The sequence below is a fragment of the Massilia litorea genome (assembly GCF_015101885.1).
Lineage (GTDB): Bacteria > Pseudomonadota > Gammaproteobacteria > Burkholderiales > Burkholderiaceae_D > Telluria > Telluria litorea.
Map to the genome: position 1 here is coordinate 1,723,959 of NZ_CP062941.1, position 16,097 is coordinate 1,740,055.

11 protein-coding genes are annotated in these 16,097 nt (G+C 65.4%); all 11 read left to right on the forward strand.

The annotated features are described in order from the left end of the window. Positions 1–64 precede the first annotated feature (64 nt). The 11 genes from LPB04_RS07655 (at position 65) to LPB04_RS07705 (ending at position 16,081) form a co-directional block, all read left to right on the forward strand. Complete coding sequence (locus LPB04_RS07655; RefSeq protein WP_193688117.1) at positions 65–835, forward strand: hypothetical protein; 771 nt, start codon at positions 65–67, stop codon at positions 833–835. A gap of 295 nt (positions 836–1,130) precedes the next feature. Then, on the forward strand, positions 1,131–3,776 hold the full coding sequence (leuS, locus tag LPB04_RS07660) for a leucine--tRNA ligase (protein WP_193688118.1): 2,646 nt from the start codon (positions 1,131–1,133) through the stop codon (positions 3,774–3,776). A 3-nt stretch (positions 3,777–3,779) separates the two neighbouring features. Continuing rightward, positions 3,780–4,295 carry an LPS-assembly lipoprotein LptE gene (locus LPB04_RS07665; RefSeq protein WP_193688119.1) on the forward strand — a complete coding sequence of 172 codons (516 nt, stop codon included), beginning with the start codon at positions 3,780–3,782 and terminating at the stop codon, positions 4,293–4,295. Positions 4,296–4,302: 7 nt separating this feature from the next. Further along, positions 4,303–5,316, forward strand: a complete 1,014-nt coding sequence (holA, locus tag LPB04_RS07670) for a DNA polymerase III subunit delta (protein ID WP_193688120.1) — start codon at positions 4,303–4,305, stop codon at positions 5,314–5,316. 112 nt (positions 5,317–5,428) lie between these two features. Then, on the forward strand, positions 5,429–6,694 hold the full coding sequence (locus tag LPB04_RS07675; protein WP_193688121.1) for a glutamate-5-semialdehyde dehydrogenase: 1,266 nt from the start codon (positions 5,429–5,431) through the stop codon (positions 6,692–6,694). Between the two features lie 25 nt (positions 6,695–6,719). Then, complete coding sequence (locus tag LPB04_RS07680; RefSeq protein ID WP_193688122.1) at positions 6,720–7,133, forward strand: CopD family protein; 414 nt, start codon at positions 6,720–6,722, stop codon at positions 7,131–7,133. Positions 7,134–7,330: 197 nt separating this feature from the next. Beyond that, on the forward strand, positions 7,331–8,545 hold the full coding sequence (locus LPB04_RS07685; protein WP_407943885.1) for a THUMP domain-containing class I SAM-dependent RNA methyltransferase: 1,215 nt from the start codon (positions 7,331–7,333) through the stop codon (positions 8,543–8,545). 3 nt (positions 8,546–8,548) lie between these two features. Next, the gene (locus LPB04_RS07690) at positions 8,549–9,829 is read left to right on the forward strand and encodes a multidrug effflux MFS transporter (protein WP_193688123.1); all 1,281 of its coding nucleotides are present in this window, start codon (positions 8,549–8,551) and stop codon (positions 9,827–9,829) included. Between the two features lie 251 nt (positions 9,830–10,080). Continuing rightward, on the forward strand, positions 10,081–12,234 hold the full coding sequence (locus LPB04_RS07695) for an HDOD domain-containing protein (protein WP_227496656.1): 2,154 nt from the start codon (positions 10,081–10,083) through the stop codon (positions 12,232–12,234). 7 nt (positions 12,235–12,241) lie between these two features. After that, positions 12,242–14,476, forward strand: a complete 2,235-nt coding sequence (locus LPB04_RS07700; protein WP_193688891.1) for an EAL domain-containing response regulator — start codon at positions 12,242–12,244, stop codon at positions 14,474–14,476. Positions 14,477–14,485: 9 nt separating this feature from the next. Further along, positions 14,486–16,081, forward strand: coding sequence for a tetratricopeptide repeat protein (locus tag LPB04_RS07705; RefSeq protein ID WP_193688124.1), 1,596 nt, complete (start codon positions 14,486–14,488; stop codon positions 16,079–16,081). Positions 16,082–16,097: the final 16 nt, after the last annotated feature.

Sequence of the window (16,097 nt, forward strand, 5' to 3'; positions counted from 1 at the left end):
TCTCGATCATCAGGCCGCATCGTCTTTTCCGGGTAGCGGCACCGTCCATTTTCGGGAGGGCAGCATGTTCATCGTCTGGGGAAAGAAACCCGTTTATCGCAGGCTCGGCTATGTTGCCCACTTCTGTCCGATCTGCCGCGGACCGAAGCCGTTCGAGATCCGGCGCGTCGGCTCGGCCGGCCACCTGTATTACGTCAGCTTCGGTTCCGGCGAACTGGTCGGTTACGAGCGCACCTGCCAGGAATGCGGCACGGCGCTGCAGGCGGAACCAGCCGACCACGCGGCGATCGCGCAGCGCCTGGCGCCGCTGCCCGAGCTGATCCGCGCAACCTTCCCCCAGCTCGAGCAGGTGTTCGCGGCCAGGCTGGCGCTCGAGGAGCAGGTGCGCTTCAACCCGGCAGCGCTGTCGGCGGACGACCGCCAGGCGCTGATCCGCGGCCCCTTCCTCCTGATGTCCGCCAAGGTGGACCAGCGCTTCGCCCGCACCCATATGGACATCGGCATCGGCCTGGCCATTGCGGGCGCCATCGCCCTGACGCTTTTCGGGCCGGGGCTGGTCCATCTGATCGCGCCGTCCACGGACGGCGGCAACCTGGCCCTGTCCTGCCTCGCCGTCGGCCTGGCTGCCATCGTCTGGCAGGCGGTCGCCTCGCGCCCGCGCTTCGTGCGCCGCGCCGTGCTGCCGGTACTGGCCCGGGCCCTGCGGCCCCTGAAACCGACGCAGCACGAGCTCGAAGCCATCGTCGCCGAGCTTGGCCAGCTCAAGCACAAGATGGCCAAGCGCATCGATGTCGCGGAGCTGCAGGCGCAGCTCGGGCCCAGGGCAGGGGCTTGACGAACATTGGTCCGCTGCCTCGTCCGTAGGGTGGGCACCCCGTGCCCACGCGGATTCGACATGCCGGCAACAGGCAGGCAACAGCCCGATGGGTGCGTGCATGCGATTTCAGGCGCACAGGGGCTATTGCCTGTGCTTCAAGCGGTTGACGTGATCCGCGTGGGCACGGAGTGCCCACCCTACGAATGAGGCCGCAGACGCGCTCATCGCGCCATCCCGCGCTGCTTCGCCGCAGTGCAAGATGAAACAGTATAATGTTCTGCTCCACCCTCTCCAATTCCGTCCGCAGAACATCATGCAAGATAAATATAGTCCCGCCGAAGTTGAACAGGCCGCGCAGGCGTACTGGAAGTCGATCGATGCCTATAAGGCCGTCGAGAACGACCCACGTTTCCCGAAAGGCAAGTACTACGCCTGTTCGATGCTGCCTTACCCATCCGGCAAGCTGCACATGGGCCATGTGCGCAACTATACGATCAACGACGTGATGTACCGCTACCTGCGGATGAACGGCTACAACGTGCTGATGCCGATGGGTTGGGATGCCTTCGGCATGCCGGCCGAGAACGCGGCGATGGCGAACAATGTGCCGCCGGCCGAGTGGACCTATTCGAACATCGCGCACATGCGCGGGCAGATGGAATCGATGGGCCTGGCCATCGACTGGTCGCGCGAGATGACCGCCTGCAAACCCGAGTACTACAAGTGGAACCAGTGGATGTTCCTCAAAATGCTCGAAAAGGGGATCATCTACCAGAAGACCGGTACCGTGAACTGGGACCCGGTCGACCAGACCGTGCTCGCCAACGAGCAGGTCGTCGACGGCAAGGGCTGGCGTTCGGGCGCGCCGATCGAAAAGCGCGAAATCCCGATGTACTACGTGCGCATCACCGATTACGCCGACGAGCTGCTCGACTTCGTCGACAACAAGCTGCCGGGCTGGCCGGAGCGCGTGCGCACCATGCAGACCAACTGGATCGGCAAGTCGGTCGGCGTGCGCTTCGCCTTCCCGCACGTGATCATGGACGACGCCGGCGAACTGATCAACGAAGGTAAACTCTACGTCTTCACGACCCGCGCCGACACCATCATGGGCGTGACCTTCTGCGCCGTGGCGCCGGAGCACGCACTGGCCCAGCACGCGGCAAGGAACAATCCGGAGCTGGCCGCCTTCATCGCCGAATGCAAGCTCGGTTCCGTGATCGAAGCCGACATGGCGACGATGGAAAAGAAGGGCATGCCGACGGGTCTCTTCGTCACCCACCCGGTCTCGGGCGAGCAGGTGCCGGTCTGGGTCGGCAACTACGTCCTGATCACCTACGGCGACGGCGCCGTGATGGGCGTGCCGGGCCACGACGAGCGCGATTTCGAATTCGCCAAAAAATACGATTTACCGATCAAGCAGGTGGTCGAAGTCGAAGGCCAGGAATATTCGCTGGATGCATGGCAGGAGTGGTACGGCGACAAGGAACACGGCCGTACCATCAACTCGGGCAAATATGACGGCCTCGATTACACGGCGGCCGTGAATGCGGTGTCGGGCGACCTCGCCGCCCAGGGGCTGGGCGACAAGAAGGTCACCTTCCGCCTGCGCGACTGGGGCATCTCGCGCCAGCGCTACTGGGGCACGCCGATCCCGATGATCCACTGCCTTGAGTGCGGCACGGTGCCGGTGCCGGAAGCCGACCTGCCGGTCGTGCTGCCCGAGCACCTGGTCCCGGACGGCACCGGCAACCCGCTGAACAAGGACGAAGCCTTCCTCGCCTGCTCCTGCCCGAAATGCGGCAAGCCGGCGCGCCGCGAGACCGACACGATGGACACCTTCATCGATTCGTCCTGGTACTACATGCGCTATACCTCGCCGGGCTCGAACGATGCCATGGTCGACGCCCGCAACGATTACTGGATGCCGATGGACCAGTACATCGGCGGCATCGAGCACGCCGTCATGCACCTGCTGTACGCGCGCTTCTGGACCAAGGTCATGCGCGACTTCGGCCTGGTGAAATTCGACGAACCCTTCGTCAACCTGCTCACCCAGGGCATGGTCCTGAACGAGACCTATTATCGCGAAGACGCCTCGGGCAAGAAGACCTGGTACAACCCGGCCGACGTCGAACTGACCTTTGACGACAAGGGCCGTCCGCAGAACGCGGTGCTGAAGGCCGACGGCCAGCCGGTCACCATCGGCGGCACCGAGAAGATGTCGAAGTCGAAGAACAACGGCATCGACCCGCAGGCGCAGATCGAGCAGTACGGCGCCGACACCGCGCGCCTGTTCACGATGTTCGCCTCGCCGCCTGAGCAGACCCTGGAGTGGTCGAACAGCGGCGTCGAAGGCGCCAGCCGCTTCCTGCGCCGCGTCTGGGCCTATGGCTACGCACAGCGCGAGCGCATTGCCGCCGCGCTGGCCGCGGGCGAATCGACTGCGGGCTTCGACGATGCCCAGAAGACCCTGCGCCGCGAAGTGCACAAGGTCCTGCAGCAGGCCGACTACGATTTGAAGCGCATCCAGTACAACACGGTCGTCTCGGCCTGCATGAAGATGCTCAACACCCTGGAGTCGGCAAAGCTGGCCGACGGTGCGGCGTCCGACGCGGTCATTGCCGAAGGCTTCTCGATCTTCCTGCGTTTGCTGAACCCGGTCGCGCCGCATATCACCCACGCGCTGTGGCAGGACCTGGGTTATGCCGGCGTCCATGGCGACATCCTGAACGTGCAGTGGCCGCAAGTCGACGCGCAAGCGCTCGAGCAATCCGAGATCGAGATGATGATCCAGGTGAACGGCAAGCTGCGCGGCTCGGTGAAGGTGGCCAAGGACGCCGACAAGGCGGCGATCGAAGCGGCGGCACTCAGCTCCGAGGCGGTCCAGAAGTTCATCGAAGGCACGCCGAAGAAGGTCATCGTCGTGCCCGGCAAACTCGTCAACATCGTGGTCTAAGACATGCGCGCTCACACCTCCTACTTTGCGCGCGCCTGTGCGGCGCTGCTGCTGGTCACGACGCTGTCCGCCTGCGGCTTCCACCTGCGCGGTTCGGACGGCGCGTACAACATGCCGTTTTCGAGCATCTACCTGGCCTTCGGCGAGACTTCGCCGCTGGGCAATGAGCTCAAGCGCAACCTGCGCGCGATCGACAAGGTCGTCATCGCGACCACGCCGAAGGATGCGCAGGCGCGCTTCGAAGTGATTTCCGAAGCGCGCAACAAGGCGGTCCTGTCGCTGAACAACCTGGGCCGCGTGCGCGAATACCTGCTGACCTACACGCTCGTATTCCAGGTGCGCGACGCGACCGGCAACCTGCTGCTGGGGCCGACCGAGATCACGCTGCGCCGCAATCTCGCCTTCAGCGAGGAAGCCCTGCTGGCCAAGGAAGGCGAAGAAGCGCTGCTGTACCGCGACATGCAGTCCGACCTGGTGCAGCAGATCATGCGCCGCCTGGCCGCGCTGAAGCCACAGTGAGAGCGTAATGCAATTGAGGCCCGAGGCGCTCGAGCCCCATCTCGCGAAGGGGCTCGCGCCGCTGTATGTGATCACCAGCGACGAACACCTGCTGGCGCTGGAAGCGGCCGATAAGATCCGCCGCGCCGCGCGTGCGGCCGGCCATACCGAACGCGACGTGCTCACCGTCGAGCGCACCTTCAAATGGGGAGAATTGCTGGCGGCGAACCAGGCTTTATCGCTGTTCGGCGACAAGAAGCTGATCGAGCTGCGCATCCCGAGCGGCAAGCCAGGCAAGGACGGCAGCGCCGCCCTGCAGGCCTATGCGAAAGACCTCAGTCCCGACAACCTGACACTGATCACGCTGCCCAAGCTCGACTGGCAGACAGCCAAGGCCTCGTGGGTGGCCTCGCTGCAGCAGGCGGCGGTCTACATCGAGATCCCGAACGTGGAACGCGCGCAGCTGCCGGGCTGGATCGGCCAGCGCTTGAGTGCCCAGGGCCAGAGCGCGGACCGCACGGCGCTCGACTTCATCGCCGACCGGGTCGAAGGCAACCTGCTGGCCGCGCACCAGGAAATCCAGAAGCTGGGCCTGCTGCACGAGCCGGGCAAGCTGAGTTTCGAGCAGGTGCAGGATGCGGTGCTGAACGTGGCGCGCTATGACGTGTTCAAATTGTCGGAAGCGATGCTGATGGGCGACCCCTCCCGTCTGGCGCGCATGCTCGAGGGTTTGAAAGGGGAGGGCGAAGCCTTGCCGCTGGTGTTGTGGGCCGTCTCCGAAGAAATCCGCACGCTGTTAAAATTGAAGGCCGGGATGGCGCAGGGGCGGCCGCTCGGCGCGATGCTGAAGGAATACCGCATCTGGGGACCGCGCGAACGGATGATGGATCCGGCCCTGCGGCGCATCTCCCTGAGTACGCTGGAGGCGGCGCTGCAGGAGGCGGCGCAGGTCGACAAGATGGTCAAGGGTTTACGGGCCAGAGCCTTTGCGGGCGATGCCTGGGATGCGATGTTGCAGCTGGCCTTGAAGGTGGCCAGGTAGGGTGGGTATTCATGCCCACGCGGTACGACGTCGGCATACTGCATCATCTGTTTCATACTTTGCGCTGCATCCTCCCGCTAACCCAACGCTCAACGCAACTGGAATCGACACGATGGACATCACCGACTACATGCACACGCTGGGCCGCCAGGCCCGCGCCGCTTCGCGTGCGATGGCGCGCGCCGACGGCGCCACCCGCAACCGCGCGCTGATCCTGATCGCCGAGGCCATCGAACGCGAGGCCGCGCAGCTGTCCGCCGCCAACGGGCTCGACCTCGACGCCGCGCGCGCCGCCGGCCTGGCGCCGGCGCTGCTCGACCGCCTGGCCCTGTCGCCGTCCGCGATTGCGACCATGGTCGAAGGCCTGCGCCAGATCGCTACCTTGCCGGACCCGATCGGCGAGATCTCGAACATGAAGTCGCGCCCGAGCGGCATCCAGGTCGGCCAGATGCGCGTGCCGCTGGGCGTGATCGGCATCATCTACGAAGCGCGCCCCAACGTGACGGTCGATGCGGCCGGCCTGTGCATCAAGAGCGGCAACGCGGCGATCTTGCGCGGCGGCTCGGAAGCGATCCACTGCAACCGCGCGCTGGCGAAACTCGTCACCGAAGGTCTGAGCAAGGCCGGCCTGCCGCTGGAAGCGGTGCAGGTGGTCAACACGACCGACCGCGCCGCCGTCGGCACCCTGATCACGATGCCGCAGTATGTCGACGTCATCGTGCCGCGCGGCGGCAAGGGCCTGATCGCGCGCCTGATCGAAGAGGCCACGGTCCCGATGATCAAGCACCTTGACGGCATCTGCCACGTCTACATCGACGACAAGGCCGACATCGCGAAAGCGCTGCCGATCGCCTTCAACGCCAAATGCCACCGCTACGGCACGTGTAATACGATGGAAACGCTGCTGGTCGCCCGTTCGGTGGCGCCGACAGTCCTGCCGCAGCTCGCTGAGCTCTACAAGACGAAGGAAGTCGAGTTGCGCGCCGATGACGAGGCGCGCGCGATCCTGGCCGGCTACCCGCACCTGACTGCCGCCGTCGAGGAAGACTGGAGCACCGAATACCTGGCCCCGATCCTTGCCGTGAAGGTCGTCGCTGGCATCGAGGAGGCGATGGACCACATCGACCGCTACTCGTCGAAGCACACCGAAGCCATCGTCACCGAAGACTACAGCGCGGCCTTGCGTTTCCTGCGCGAAGTCGACTCGGCTTCGGTGATGGTGAACGCCTCGACCCGCTTTGCCGACGGTTTTGAATATGGCCTGGGCGCCGAGATCGGGATCTCGAACGACAAGCTGCATGCGCGCGGTCCGGTCGGGCTGGAAGGGCTGACTTCCCTGAAATACGTGGTGTTCGGCCACGGCGAAGTACGCAACTAAGCATAAGAACAACTACAGGAACCCCATGTACCTCTGGATCAAGGCCTTCCACATCGTCTTCATCGCCTCCTGGTTCGCCGGCCTGTTCTACCTGCCGCGCATCTACGTCAACCTGGCGCAGGAAACCGACGCCGCCGCGAGCACCCGCCTGCTCGGCATGGCGCGCCGCCTGTACCGTTTTACGTCGATGCTGGCGCTTCCGGCGCTGCTGCTGGGCCTCTGGTTATGGCTGGGCTTTGACATCAAGGGCGGCTGGCTGCATGCGAAACTGGCGCTGGTGCTACTCGCGATCGGCTACCATCATGCCTGCGGCTCGATCTTGAAGAAATTCGAGGCCGGCGTGAACCAGCGCAGTCATAAATGGTTCCGCTGGTTTAACGAGGTGCCGGTGGTGTTGCTGACGCTGATCGTGATCCTGGTGGTCGTCAAGCCGTTTTAATGTTCGACCGAGAGGTCATCCGCGAGACGCATCCGTGCGTTGGCCGCCGCATAACGTAGGGTGGGCTCCGCCCACGCGGTTCACCGCATGACCACCGTCGGCTCGTCCGCAAGAACGCACCGCACAAGAACCAACCGGCCGGCAGCGCAGGCGCTCCCGGCTTTTACTTTTTTAATCAACGGACAAAGGGTACCCCCATGACCTCCTATTTTTGCCCCTGCCCCCGCGGCATGGAAGCGGCACTCGCCGAAGAACTCACTGAAATCGCGGCCGCCCACAGCCCCACCCTGAAAGTCCACAACCAGGTCCCCGGCGGCGTGCACTGCTCCGGTACCCTGGTCGACGCCTACCGCGTCAACCTGCACTCGCGCATCGCCTCAAGGGTGCTGATGCGCATGGGCCAGCGCAGCTACAACAACGAAAACGACATCTACGACCTGGTGCTCGAGCAGCCCTGGGAAGACTGGTTCGGCGTCGAGCACACGATCCGCGTCGACGTCACCGCCGTGAAGTCGCCGTTGAAAAGCCTCGAGTTCACGACCCTGAAAATCAAGGACGCGATCTGCGACCGCTTCCGCGACATGTTCAACAAGCGGCCGTCGGTCGACACGCGCGAGCCGGACATGCGCATCGTCGGCTTCCTCGACCAGCGCAATTTCATCATCTACCTCGACACCTCGGGCGAGGCGCTCTTCAAGCGCGGCTGGCGCGAAGAGACGGGCGACGCGCCGCTGCGCGAGAACCTGGCCGCCGGCATGCTGCGCGTCTCGGGCTGGAAGCCGGGCGTTCCCCTGTTCGACCCGATGTGCGGTTCGGGCACGATCCTGATCGAGGCGGCGCAAATGGTGCAGGGCATCCCGGCCGGCGCCCGCCGCCACTTCGCCTTCGAAAAATTCCATGACTTCGAGCGCGAAGCCTGGCAAGAGATGAAGGCCGCCATCAAAGCCAATCCGCTGCCGGGCGAGCCGACCATCTTCGGCTCCGACATCTCGGGCGACATGGTGGAAATGACCCGCCACAACCTGAAAATAGCCGGCATCCAGTTCGACGTGCCCTTGAAGCAGATCGAAGCGCAGCACGTCAGTCCACCGGTCGACGGTCCCGGCATCCTGCTGACCAATCCGCCCTATGGCGAGCGGATCGGCGTGCGCGGCGACTCGACGATGGCGCCGGACGAGATGGCGGTGTCCTTCTATTCCGCGCTCGGCACCACGCTCAAGCAGCGCTTCGCCGGCTGGACCGTGTTCCTGTTCACGGCCGACCTGTCGCTGCCCAAACTGCTGCGCCTGAAGGAGGCGCGCAAGACGCCGTTCTTCAACGGCGCCCTGGAATGCCGCCTGTTCCGCTTTGATATGGTGGCCGGCTACAACCGCCGCGAGGAGGCCAAGCCGAAACAGAGCCCGCAGGAATAAGCGATGCTGCCGCCGACCGATCCCGACCAGCTGCCGAAAGACCCCGTGGTCCCGGTGCCGCTGCCGGCGCCGCACAAGATCGTCATGCTGTCGGCCGGCGGCCTGGCGACCCTGCTGGCGGGATTGTCGATGCTCGGCCCGTTTTCCATCGACGCCTACCTGCCGGCCTTCCCGCAGATCATGGCGAACCTGCACGCGTCGAGCATCCAGGTGCAGCAGACGCTGACGGCCTACATGCTCGCCTTTTCCGGCATGGTGCTGTGGCATGGCGCGCTGTCGGACGCCTTCGGACGACGCAACGTGATCCTGGTGGCGCTGGTCGTGTTCGCGATCGGCACCTTCGGCTGCGCGGCGGCATCGACCGTCCACTACCTGTGGGTGTTCCGGATCATGCAGGGGGTGTCGGCGGGGGCGGGCGTCGTGGTCGGGCGCGCCATCATCCGCGACCTCTATTCGGGCGCGGGCGCGGCGCGGCTGCTGTCGATGGTGACGATGATCTTCTCGATCGCACCGGCCATCGCGCCCGTGCTGGGCGGCTGGATCGTCACCTGGTTCGACTGGCGCGCCATCTTCCTCGCGCTGTGCGCCTATACGCTGGTGCTGGGCTGGGTGTGCTGGCAGCACCTGCCGGAAACGGTACCGCAAGCGAAGCGCCAGCCCTTCAATCCGCGCTTCCTGGCGCAGAGCTATGGCGCGATCTTCAGTTCCTTCCTGTTCCACATGAAGGCGGGCGTCACCGCCCTGAATTTCGCCGGCCTGTTCCTCTACATTACGGCCTCGCCCGTGCTGCTGCCGGTGCACCTGCATCTGGGGCCGTCGCAATTCGCCTGGCTGTTCGTGCCCACCGTGAGCGGCATCTTCCTCGGCTCGATGGCGGCCAACCGCATGGCCGGCAAATACACCTTCGCGCGCCAGATCGGGATCGGGTTTGCCTTCATGCTCAGCGCCGTCACCTTCAACGTCGTCTACCACCTGTTCCTGCCGCCGGCGCTCCCGTGGACCGTGCTGCCGATGTTCTTCTTCACCTTCGGCAGCTCGCTGATCGCGCCAGGCGCGACCCTCCTCGCGCTCGACCTGTTCCCGCACATCCGCGGCACGGTCGCGTCCTGCCAGTCCTTCGTCTCGACCCTGCTGGGCGCGATCGTCGCCGGGGTGATTGCGCCGGCGCTGTCGCATTCGGTGCTGGCGCTGGCCCTCGGCCAGGCCGGCTTTGCCCTGGCGGCGCTGGCCTGCTGGCTGACCTCGCGCCAGTACCGCCGGGTGCTGGCACGCAGGGCCAGATAAACGAGGGCGATCCTTGTTGGCATCTGGGCAATAAAATGTTTCTTGCGTACATCAATCATCTAGCAAAAGTACATACTTTTTACAGAAAGTATTGTTCCTGATCAGAAATGTATATATGCTAAGACGGCTTTTTGATCTGGATCAACATTAGAAATTGGCTTCTGTTCCAGAGATGCATGATTGTCATGAAGTGGTAGCCCAGTCCGGGAATGCCACCCCGAAACCTTCGTACCGTGGCGTCGCTTGAGACAATGCACCAACCAGACCAGGATATTCGCAATCGCCTGCTGATTGCCCGGCTGCCGGCCATGCCGCAGATACTCGTCAAACTGATTGAGCATCTGCAGGCCGACGACCTGGGCATGCCGGAATTGGCCGCCCTGATCGCGAACGACGCGGGCATGACGGGCAAGATGCTTGCCGTCGCCAGCAGCTCGGCCTACCACCGCACCGGCCGCGGCGTGAACCTCGAGCAGTCGCTGATGGCGCTCGGCACCGACATGATCAAGACGCTGGTGATCAGCGACTCCGTCTTCCAGACATTTAACAGTTTTCCGCACTCGGGCAGCACCGACCTGCGCGGTTTCTGGAAGAAGTCGCTGGCCGCGGCCGTGATCGCGCGCGACATCGCGCGCCGCATGGATTATCCGCACCTGGAAGAAACCTATCTTGCAGGCTTGCTGCACAATGTCGGCCGCCTGGCCCTGCTGGCCACCGCGCCGAAAGAATACGCCTTTAACTTCACCGCGCTCGACGACGAGGACCTGTGCGCTGTCGAGCAGCGCACGCTGCAGATCACCCACGCCGAAGCCGGCGCCTGGCTGGTCGAGCGCTGGCAGCTCGATTCCTTCCTGGCCGACGCCGTGCTGTATCACCACGAGTCGAGCGAGCGCCTGGAATCGGCGCATCCCCTGATCCGCATCGTACGCCTGGCGCACCTGATGTCGAGCCACCCGGACGACGCCGCCGCGCTGGCCGACGGCGCCGCCCTGTGCGGGCTGGATGCCGCAGAACTCGACGCCATGCTGGTGTCCGCCGCGCGCCAGGTCGACAAGGCCGCCGTCCACCTCGGCATCGACCTGGCCGGCGCCGACGACATCCCGACGCCGCCCGCCTATGCCGCGCCCGTGCTCGACCCGGTCCAGCAACGCCTGCAGGAAGAGGTGCGCAACCTGGTGCTGGTGTCGGAAGTGGGGCAGACCTTCGCCCGCCAGCAGGGAGAATCGGACCTGCTCGAATCGATGACGCGTTCGGCGCGCATCCTGTTCGACTTCGATAACACCGTGATCCTGCTCGAGAACCCGACCGGGCAGACGCTGGTCGGCGCCCCGGGCGCCACCACCCAGCGCATCGCCGAATTCGCGATCCCGCTGAACAAGGGCGGCCCGGTCGCCACCGCTGCCCTCGACCGGCGCCCGGCCTATATCCAGCGCGAAGGCCAGCCCCTGGGGATCGCCGAGGAGCAGCTGTTTCGCATGCTCGGCACCGACAGTCTGGTCTGCCTGCCGCTGGTGGCCGGCAGCCGCTGCCTGGGCGTGATGGTGGGCGGCGTCAAGGCCTGGCAGGTCGCGCACTGCCAGAAGCGCGAGCGCTTCCTGCAGTCCTTCGGCGCGCAGGCGGCGACGGCACTGGAAACGGCGCTCTCGGAACGCGGCAACGCGCGCCGCCAGCTCGCCAGCGTGGCCGACGAATACCGCGAAGCCTCGCGCCGCGTGGTGCACGAGGTGAACAACCCGCTGTCGATCATCAAGAACTACCTGAGTGTCCTCGACAGCAAACTGGCGCGCCAGGAACCGGTCGCCACCGAAATGTCGGTGCTGAACGAAGAAATCGACCGTGTCGGCCAGCTGATCGGCGGCCTGGCCGAACTCAAGCCCGAGACGGGCGGCCCGCGTCCGCTCGACGTGGCGAAGGTGGTCGAGGATGTCGTGCGCCTGTTCCGCGCCGGCCAGTTCGTGCCGAGCAGCGTCCAGATCGCCACCGCCATGGGCGAGGATGCGCGCCTGGTCGAAGGCGACGCCGACCTGCTCAAGCAGATCCTGGTCAACCTGGTGAAGAACGCGGTCGAGGCCCTGGCCGGCAGCGGCGGCGGACAGATCGAGATCGTCAACCGCGGCATTGTCCACCGCGAGCGCAAGCTGTACGTCGAACTGGCCGTGCTTGACACCGGGCCGGGCCTGTCGGCGGAGGTGATGGCGAACCTGTTCTCGAAAGTACGCAGCACCAAGGATGGTGCGCACCGCGGCCTCGGTCTCTCGATCGTGCACGGTTTGGTTAAAAAACTGAACGGCCAGATCGCCTGCCGCAGCGGCAGGGGCGGCACCGCATTTGAAATTCTGCTGCCGGCATGGTCCGGCGCCAGCGCAACGCCGGCCTTGACGGCGCGCGCTGTGGGTTCTGTATAAGGTCATGATGAACGAGTATCGCGCCAGTGGGGAAGCGGCCTTGCCCACCTTGCATGGAGAGAGCGTCAACCTGCCGCGCCTGTTGCTGGTGGATGACGAGCCGCGCCTGCTCGCCTCGCTCTACGAGCTGCTGCGCGACCGCGGCTTCGATCTCACCACGGCCAGCTCCGGCAGCGAGGCGATCGCCCACCTGTCGCGCAGCCGGTTCGACCTGGTCCTGCTCGATCTGCGCCTGCCCGACATCGGCGGCCACGAGATCATGGATTTCATGAACGAGCGTGCGGTCGACGCCGACGTGATCGTGATGAGCGGCGAAGTCGGCATCGACGCCGCCATCGGCGCCCTGAAACGCGGCGCCTACGACTACCTGCGCAAACCCTACAGCCGCGAAGAGCTGATGAAAACGGTGGGGAATGCGCTCGAGCAGCGCCGCCTGGCCTCGGCCAACACCCGTATCGCCCAGCAGCTGGAAAACTCCGAGAAGATGTACCGCTACCTGGTCGACAGCTCGCCGGACATCATCTATACGCTGAACCATGAAGGCCGTTTTACGTTCGTGAACGACCGCGCCTATCAATTGCTCGGTTTCTCGCGCGATGAACTGATCGGCAAGCATTACTCGATCCTGGTGCACGACGAAGACCTGGAGCGCGCGCGCTATGTCTTCAACGAGAGGAGGGTCGACGAACGCGCCTCGCGCAACGTCGAACTGCGCCTGAAGTGCCGCGGCGCCAGGAGTAACAGCGGCGACCGCACCTTCAACAACACCCTGATGACGATCTCGCTGAACTCGATCGGCATGCACGTGCCCGACAGCGAAGTGCAGAAGCTCGAGTTCTTCGGCACCTATGGCGTGGCGCGCGACATCACCGACCGCAAGCGCGCCGAAGAAGTCATCTCCTACCAGGCCTACCACGACATCCTGACGGACCTGCCGAACCGGATCCTGTTCAAGGACCGCCTCGGCCTGGCCGTCATCCAGGCCAAGCGCAAGCTGACCGAACTGGCCGTGATGTTCATCGACCTCGATCGCTTCAAACTGGTGAACGACACGCTCGGCCATGTCAAAGGCGACGAGCTGCTGCAGCAGGTCGCGGTCAGACTGAAAGACTGCCTGCGCAAGGGCGACACGCTGGCGCGCCAGGGCGGCGACGAATTCACGATCGTGCTGCCGGAACTGCGCGACCGCGACGACGCGCGCATCATCGCCGACAAATTCCTGGAAAGCCTGCACCGCCCCTTCGACCTCGATGGCCACGAGGTGCACATCTCGGCCTCGATCGGCATCGCGATCTACCCGGGCGACGGCGAGTCGATCGACGAGCTGCTGCGCCACGCGGACATCGCGATGTACCAGGTCAAAGCGCTGGGCAAGAACGGCCACAGTTTTTATCACGACTCGATGCTCGACGTGTCGCATCAGAAGATCGCGCTGGAACAGGCGCTGCGCCGCGCGCTCGAGCACAACGAGCTGGAGATGTACTACCAGCCGCAGATCGATTCGACCAGCGGCCGGATCGTCGGCGCCGAGGCCCTGATGCGCTGGAACCATCCGACGCGCGGCCTGCTGTCGGCCGGCGAATTCTTGCCCTTCGCCGAAGAGAACGGCCTGATGCTGCCGATCTCGGACTGGATGATCGGCGCCCTGTGCCGCGACATGCTGCAATGGAACCTGGCCAGCGGCCAGGCGGTGCGGCTGTCTCTGAATCTCTCGCCGCAATACCTCGACCGCGGCGACTTCTTCGAGAAGATGCGCGGCGCGCTGGTGCGCTACGGGATTTCGCCGGCACAGATCGAAGTCGAGATCACCGAGAACATCTGCATTCGCAATCCGCAGTACGCGATCGAGCAGCTGAACAAACTCTGCCAGCTGGGCGTGTCGGTTGCGATCGACGACTTCGGCACCGGTTACTCGTCGCTCTCTTACCTGCACCGGTTCCCGATCCACACGATGAAGATCGACCAGTCCTTCGTCAAGGAGATCCACGACGCGGAAGGGCACTATCCGGTGATCCTGGCGATCATCTCGATCGCGCGCGGGCTGAACCTGCACCTGGTGGCCGAAGGGGTCGAGACCGAGACGCAAGCGAACTACCTGCGTTCCAACGGCTGCGAGACGATGCAGGGCTATCTGTTCCACCGCCCGATTTCGCTCTCCAACTTTATCGGCGTGCTGCGGCTGCAGGGGCCGATCGCCGGACATACGGCCGTCTTCCCCCCACCGCGCGCGCTGAGCGCCTGATCGCCCACCATGGACAGCGCGACCGTGCCTGAATTGCGTGACGGCGAACGCCACACGGACGCGCGTCACACAGCTGAATTCCTGCGCGTGAAGGCACAGGCCGAGCGCGGCGTCGCCAGCGCCCAGCACAGCCTCGGTTTCATGTACGTGAACGGGCAGGGCGTGCCGCGCAATTTCGAACTGGCCGTCGACTGGTACCGCAAAGCCGCCGCCGCCGGCCTGGAGCAGGCCCAGTACAACCTCGGCGTCATGTACCAGAAGGGGCAGGGCGTCCCCCAGGACCACGCCCAGGCGTTGTACTGGTACCGGCGCGCCGCCGAACAGGGGTATGCGCCGGCCCAGTACAACCTCGGCTGGCTGTACGCGAAGGGACAGGGCGCCGGCGTCGACGTGGCGCAGGCGCTGCACTGGTTCGGCCAGGCCGCCGCCCAGGGCGATCCCGGCGCCCAGCACAACCTGGGCATGATGTACGAAGGCGGCAAGGGCATTCCACAGGACCAGGCCGAGGCGCTGGCCTGGTACCGGCGCGCGGCCGAGCAGGGCTATGCGCGCTCGCAGTTCGCGCTGGCGCTGCGCTACGACAGCGGGCAGGGTGTCGCGCGCGACCCGGAGCAAGCGCTCGACTGGCTGCGCCGCGCCGCGCAGCAGGGCCACGCGCCGGCCCAGTTCAACCTCGCGCTGCGCTTCGACAAGGGGCAGGACGTCGCCCAGGACAGCGTGCAGGCGGTCGAGTGGTACCAGCGCGCCGCGCAGCAGGGCCACGCCAGTTCCCAGTTCAACCTCGCCCTGATCTTCGACAGCGGCCACGGCGTGCCGCGCGACGAAGCGGCCGCATTGACCTGGTACCGGCGCGCTGCCGAACAGGGCCACGCCGCCGCCCAGGACAACCTCGGACTGCGCTACGAACACGGCCAGGGCGTCGAGCGCGACCCGGCACAGGCGGCGCACTGGTACCGCCAAGCCGCGGACCAGGGTCTGCCGGCCGCGCAATACCACCTCGGTCAACTGTACGACGCCGGCACCGGCGTCCCCCACGACCCTGCGCAGGCGACCCACTGGATGATGCAGGCGGCCGAGCAGGGCCATTTGCGCGCCCAGTTCGATCTCGGCCTGCGCCACGAGGCCGGCACCGGCGCGGCACGCGATGCGGCGCGCGCGCTGTACTGGTACCGGCGCGCGGCCGACCAGGAATATGCACCGGCCCAGCACATGGTCGGCGTGCTGCTCGAACGCGAGGAGACGAGCGACCCGCGCGAGGCCGCGGCCTGGTACCGCAAGGCCGCCGAGCAGGGTCATGCCCTGTCCCAGTTCGCGCTGGCGCTGCGCTACGACAGCGCCCACGGCGTCGAACGCGACTACGAGGCCGCTCACTTCTGGTACCTGTGCGCGGCGCGCCAGGGGCACGCGCGGGCGCAGTTCAACCTGGGCGTGATGAGTGCGACCGGGCAGGGGGCGCAGCGCGATCTGCTCGAGGCCCATGACTGGCTGGCGCGGGCCGCGGCGTCCGGCATTCCGGGCGCGGCGCCCTACCTGAAACGGATCACGGCACGCATGAATGCCGAGGAGCTGGCGCTGGTGCACGCAGCCGCCGATTACGGATTGTAGTAACGTAGGGTGGACT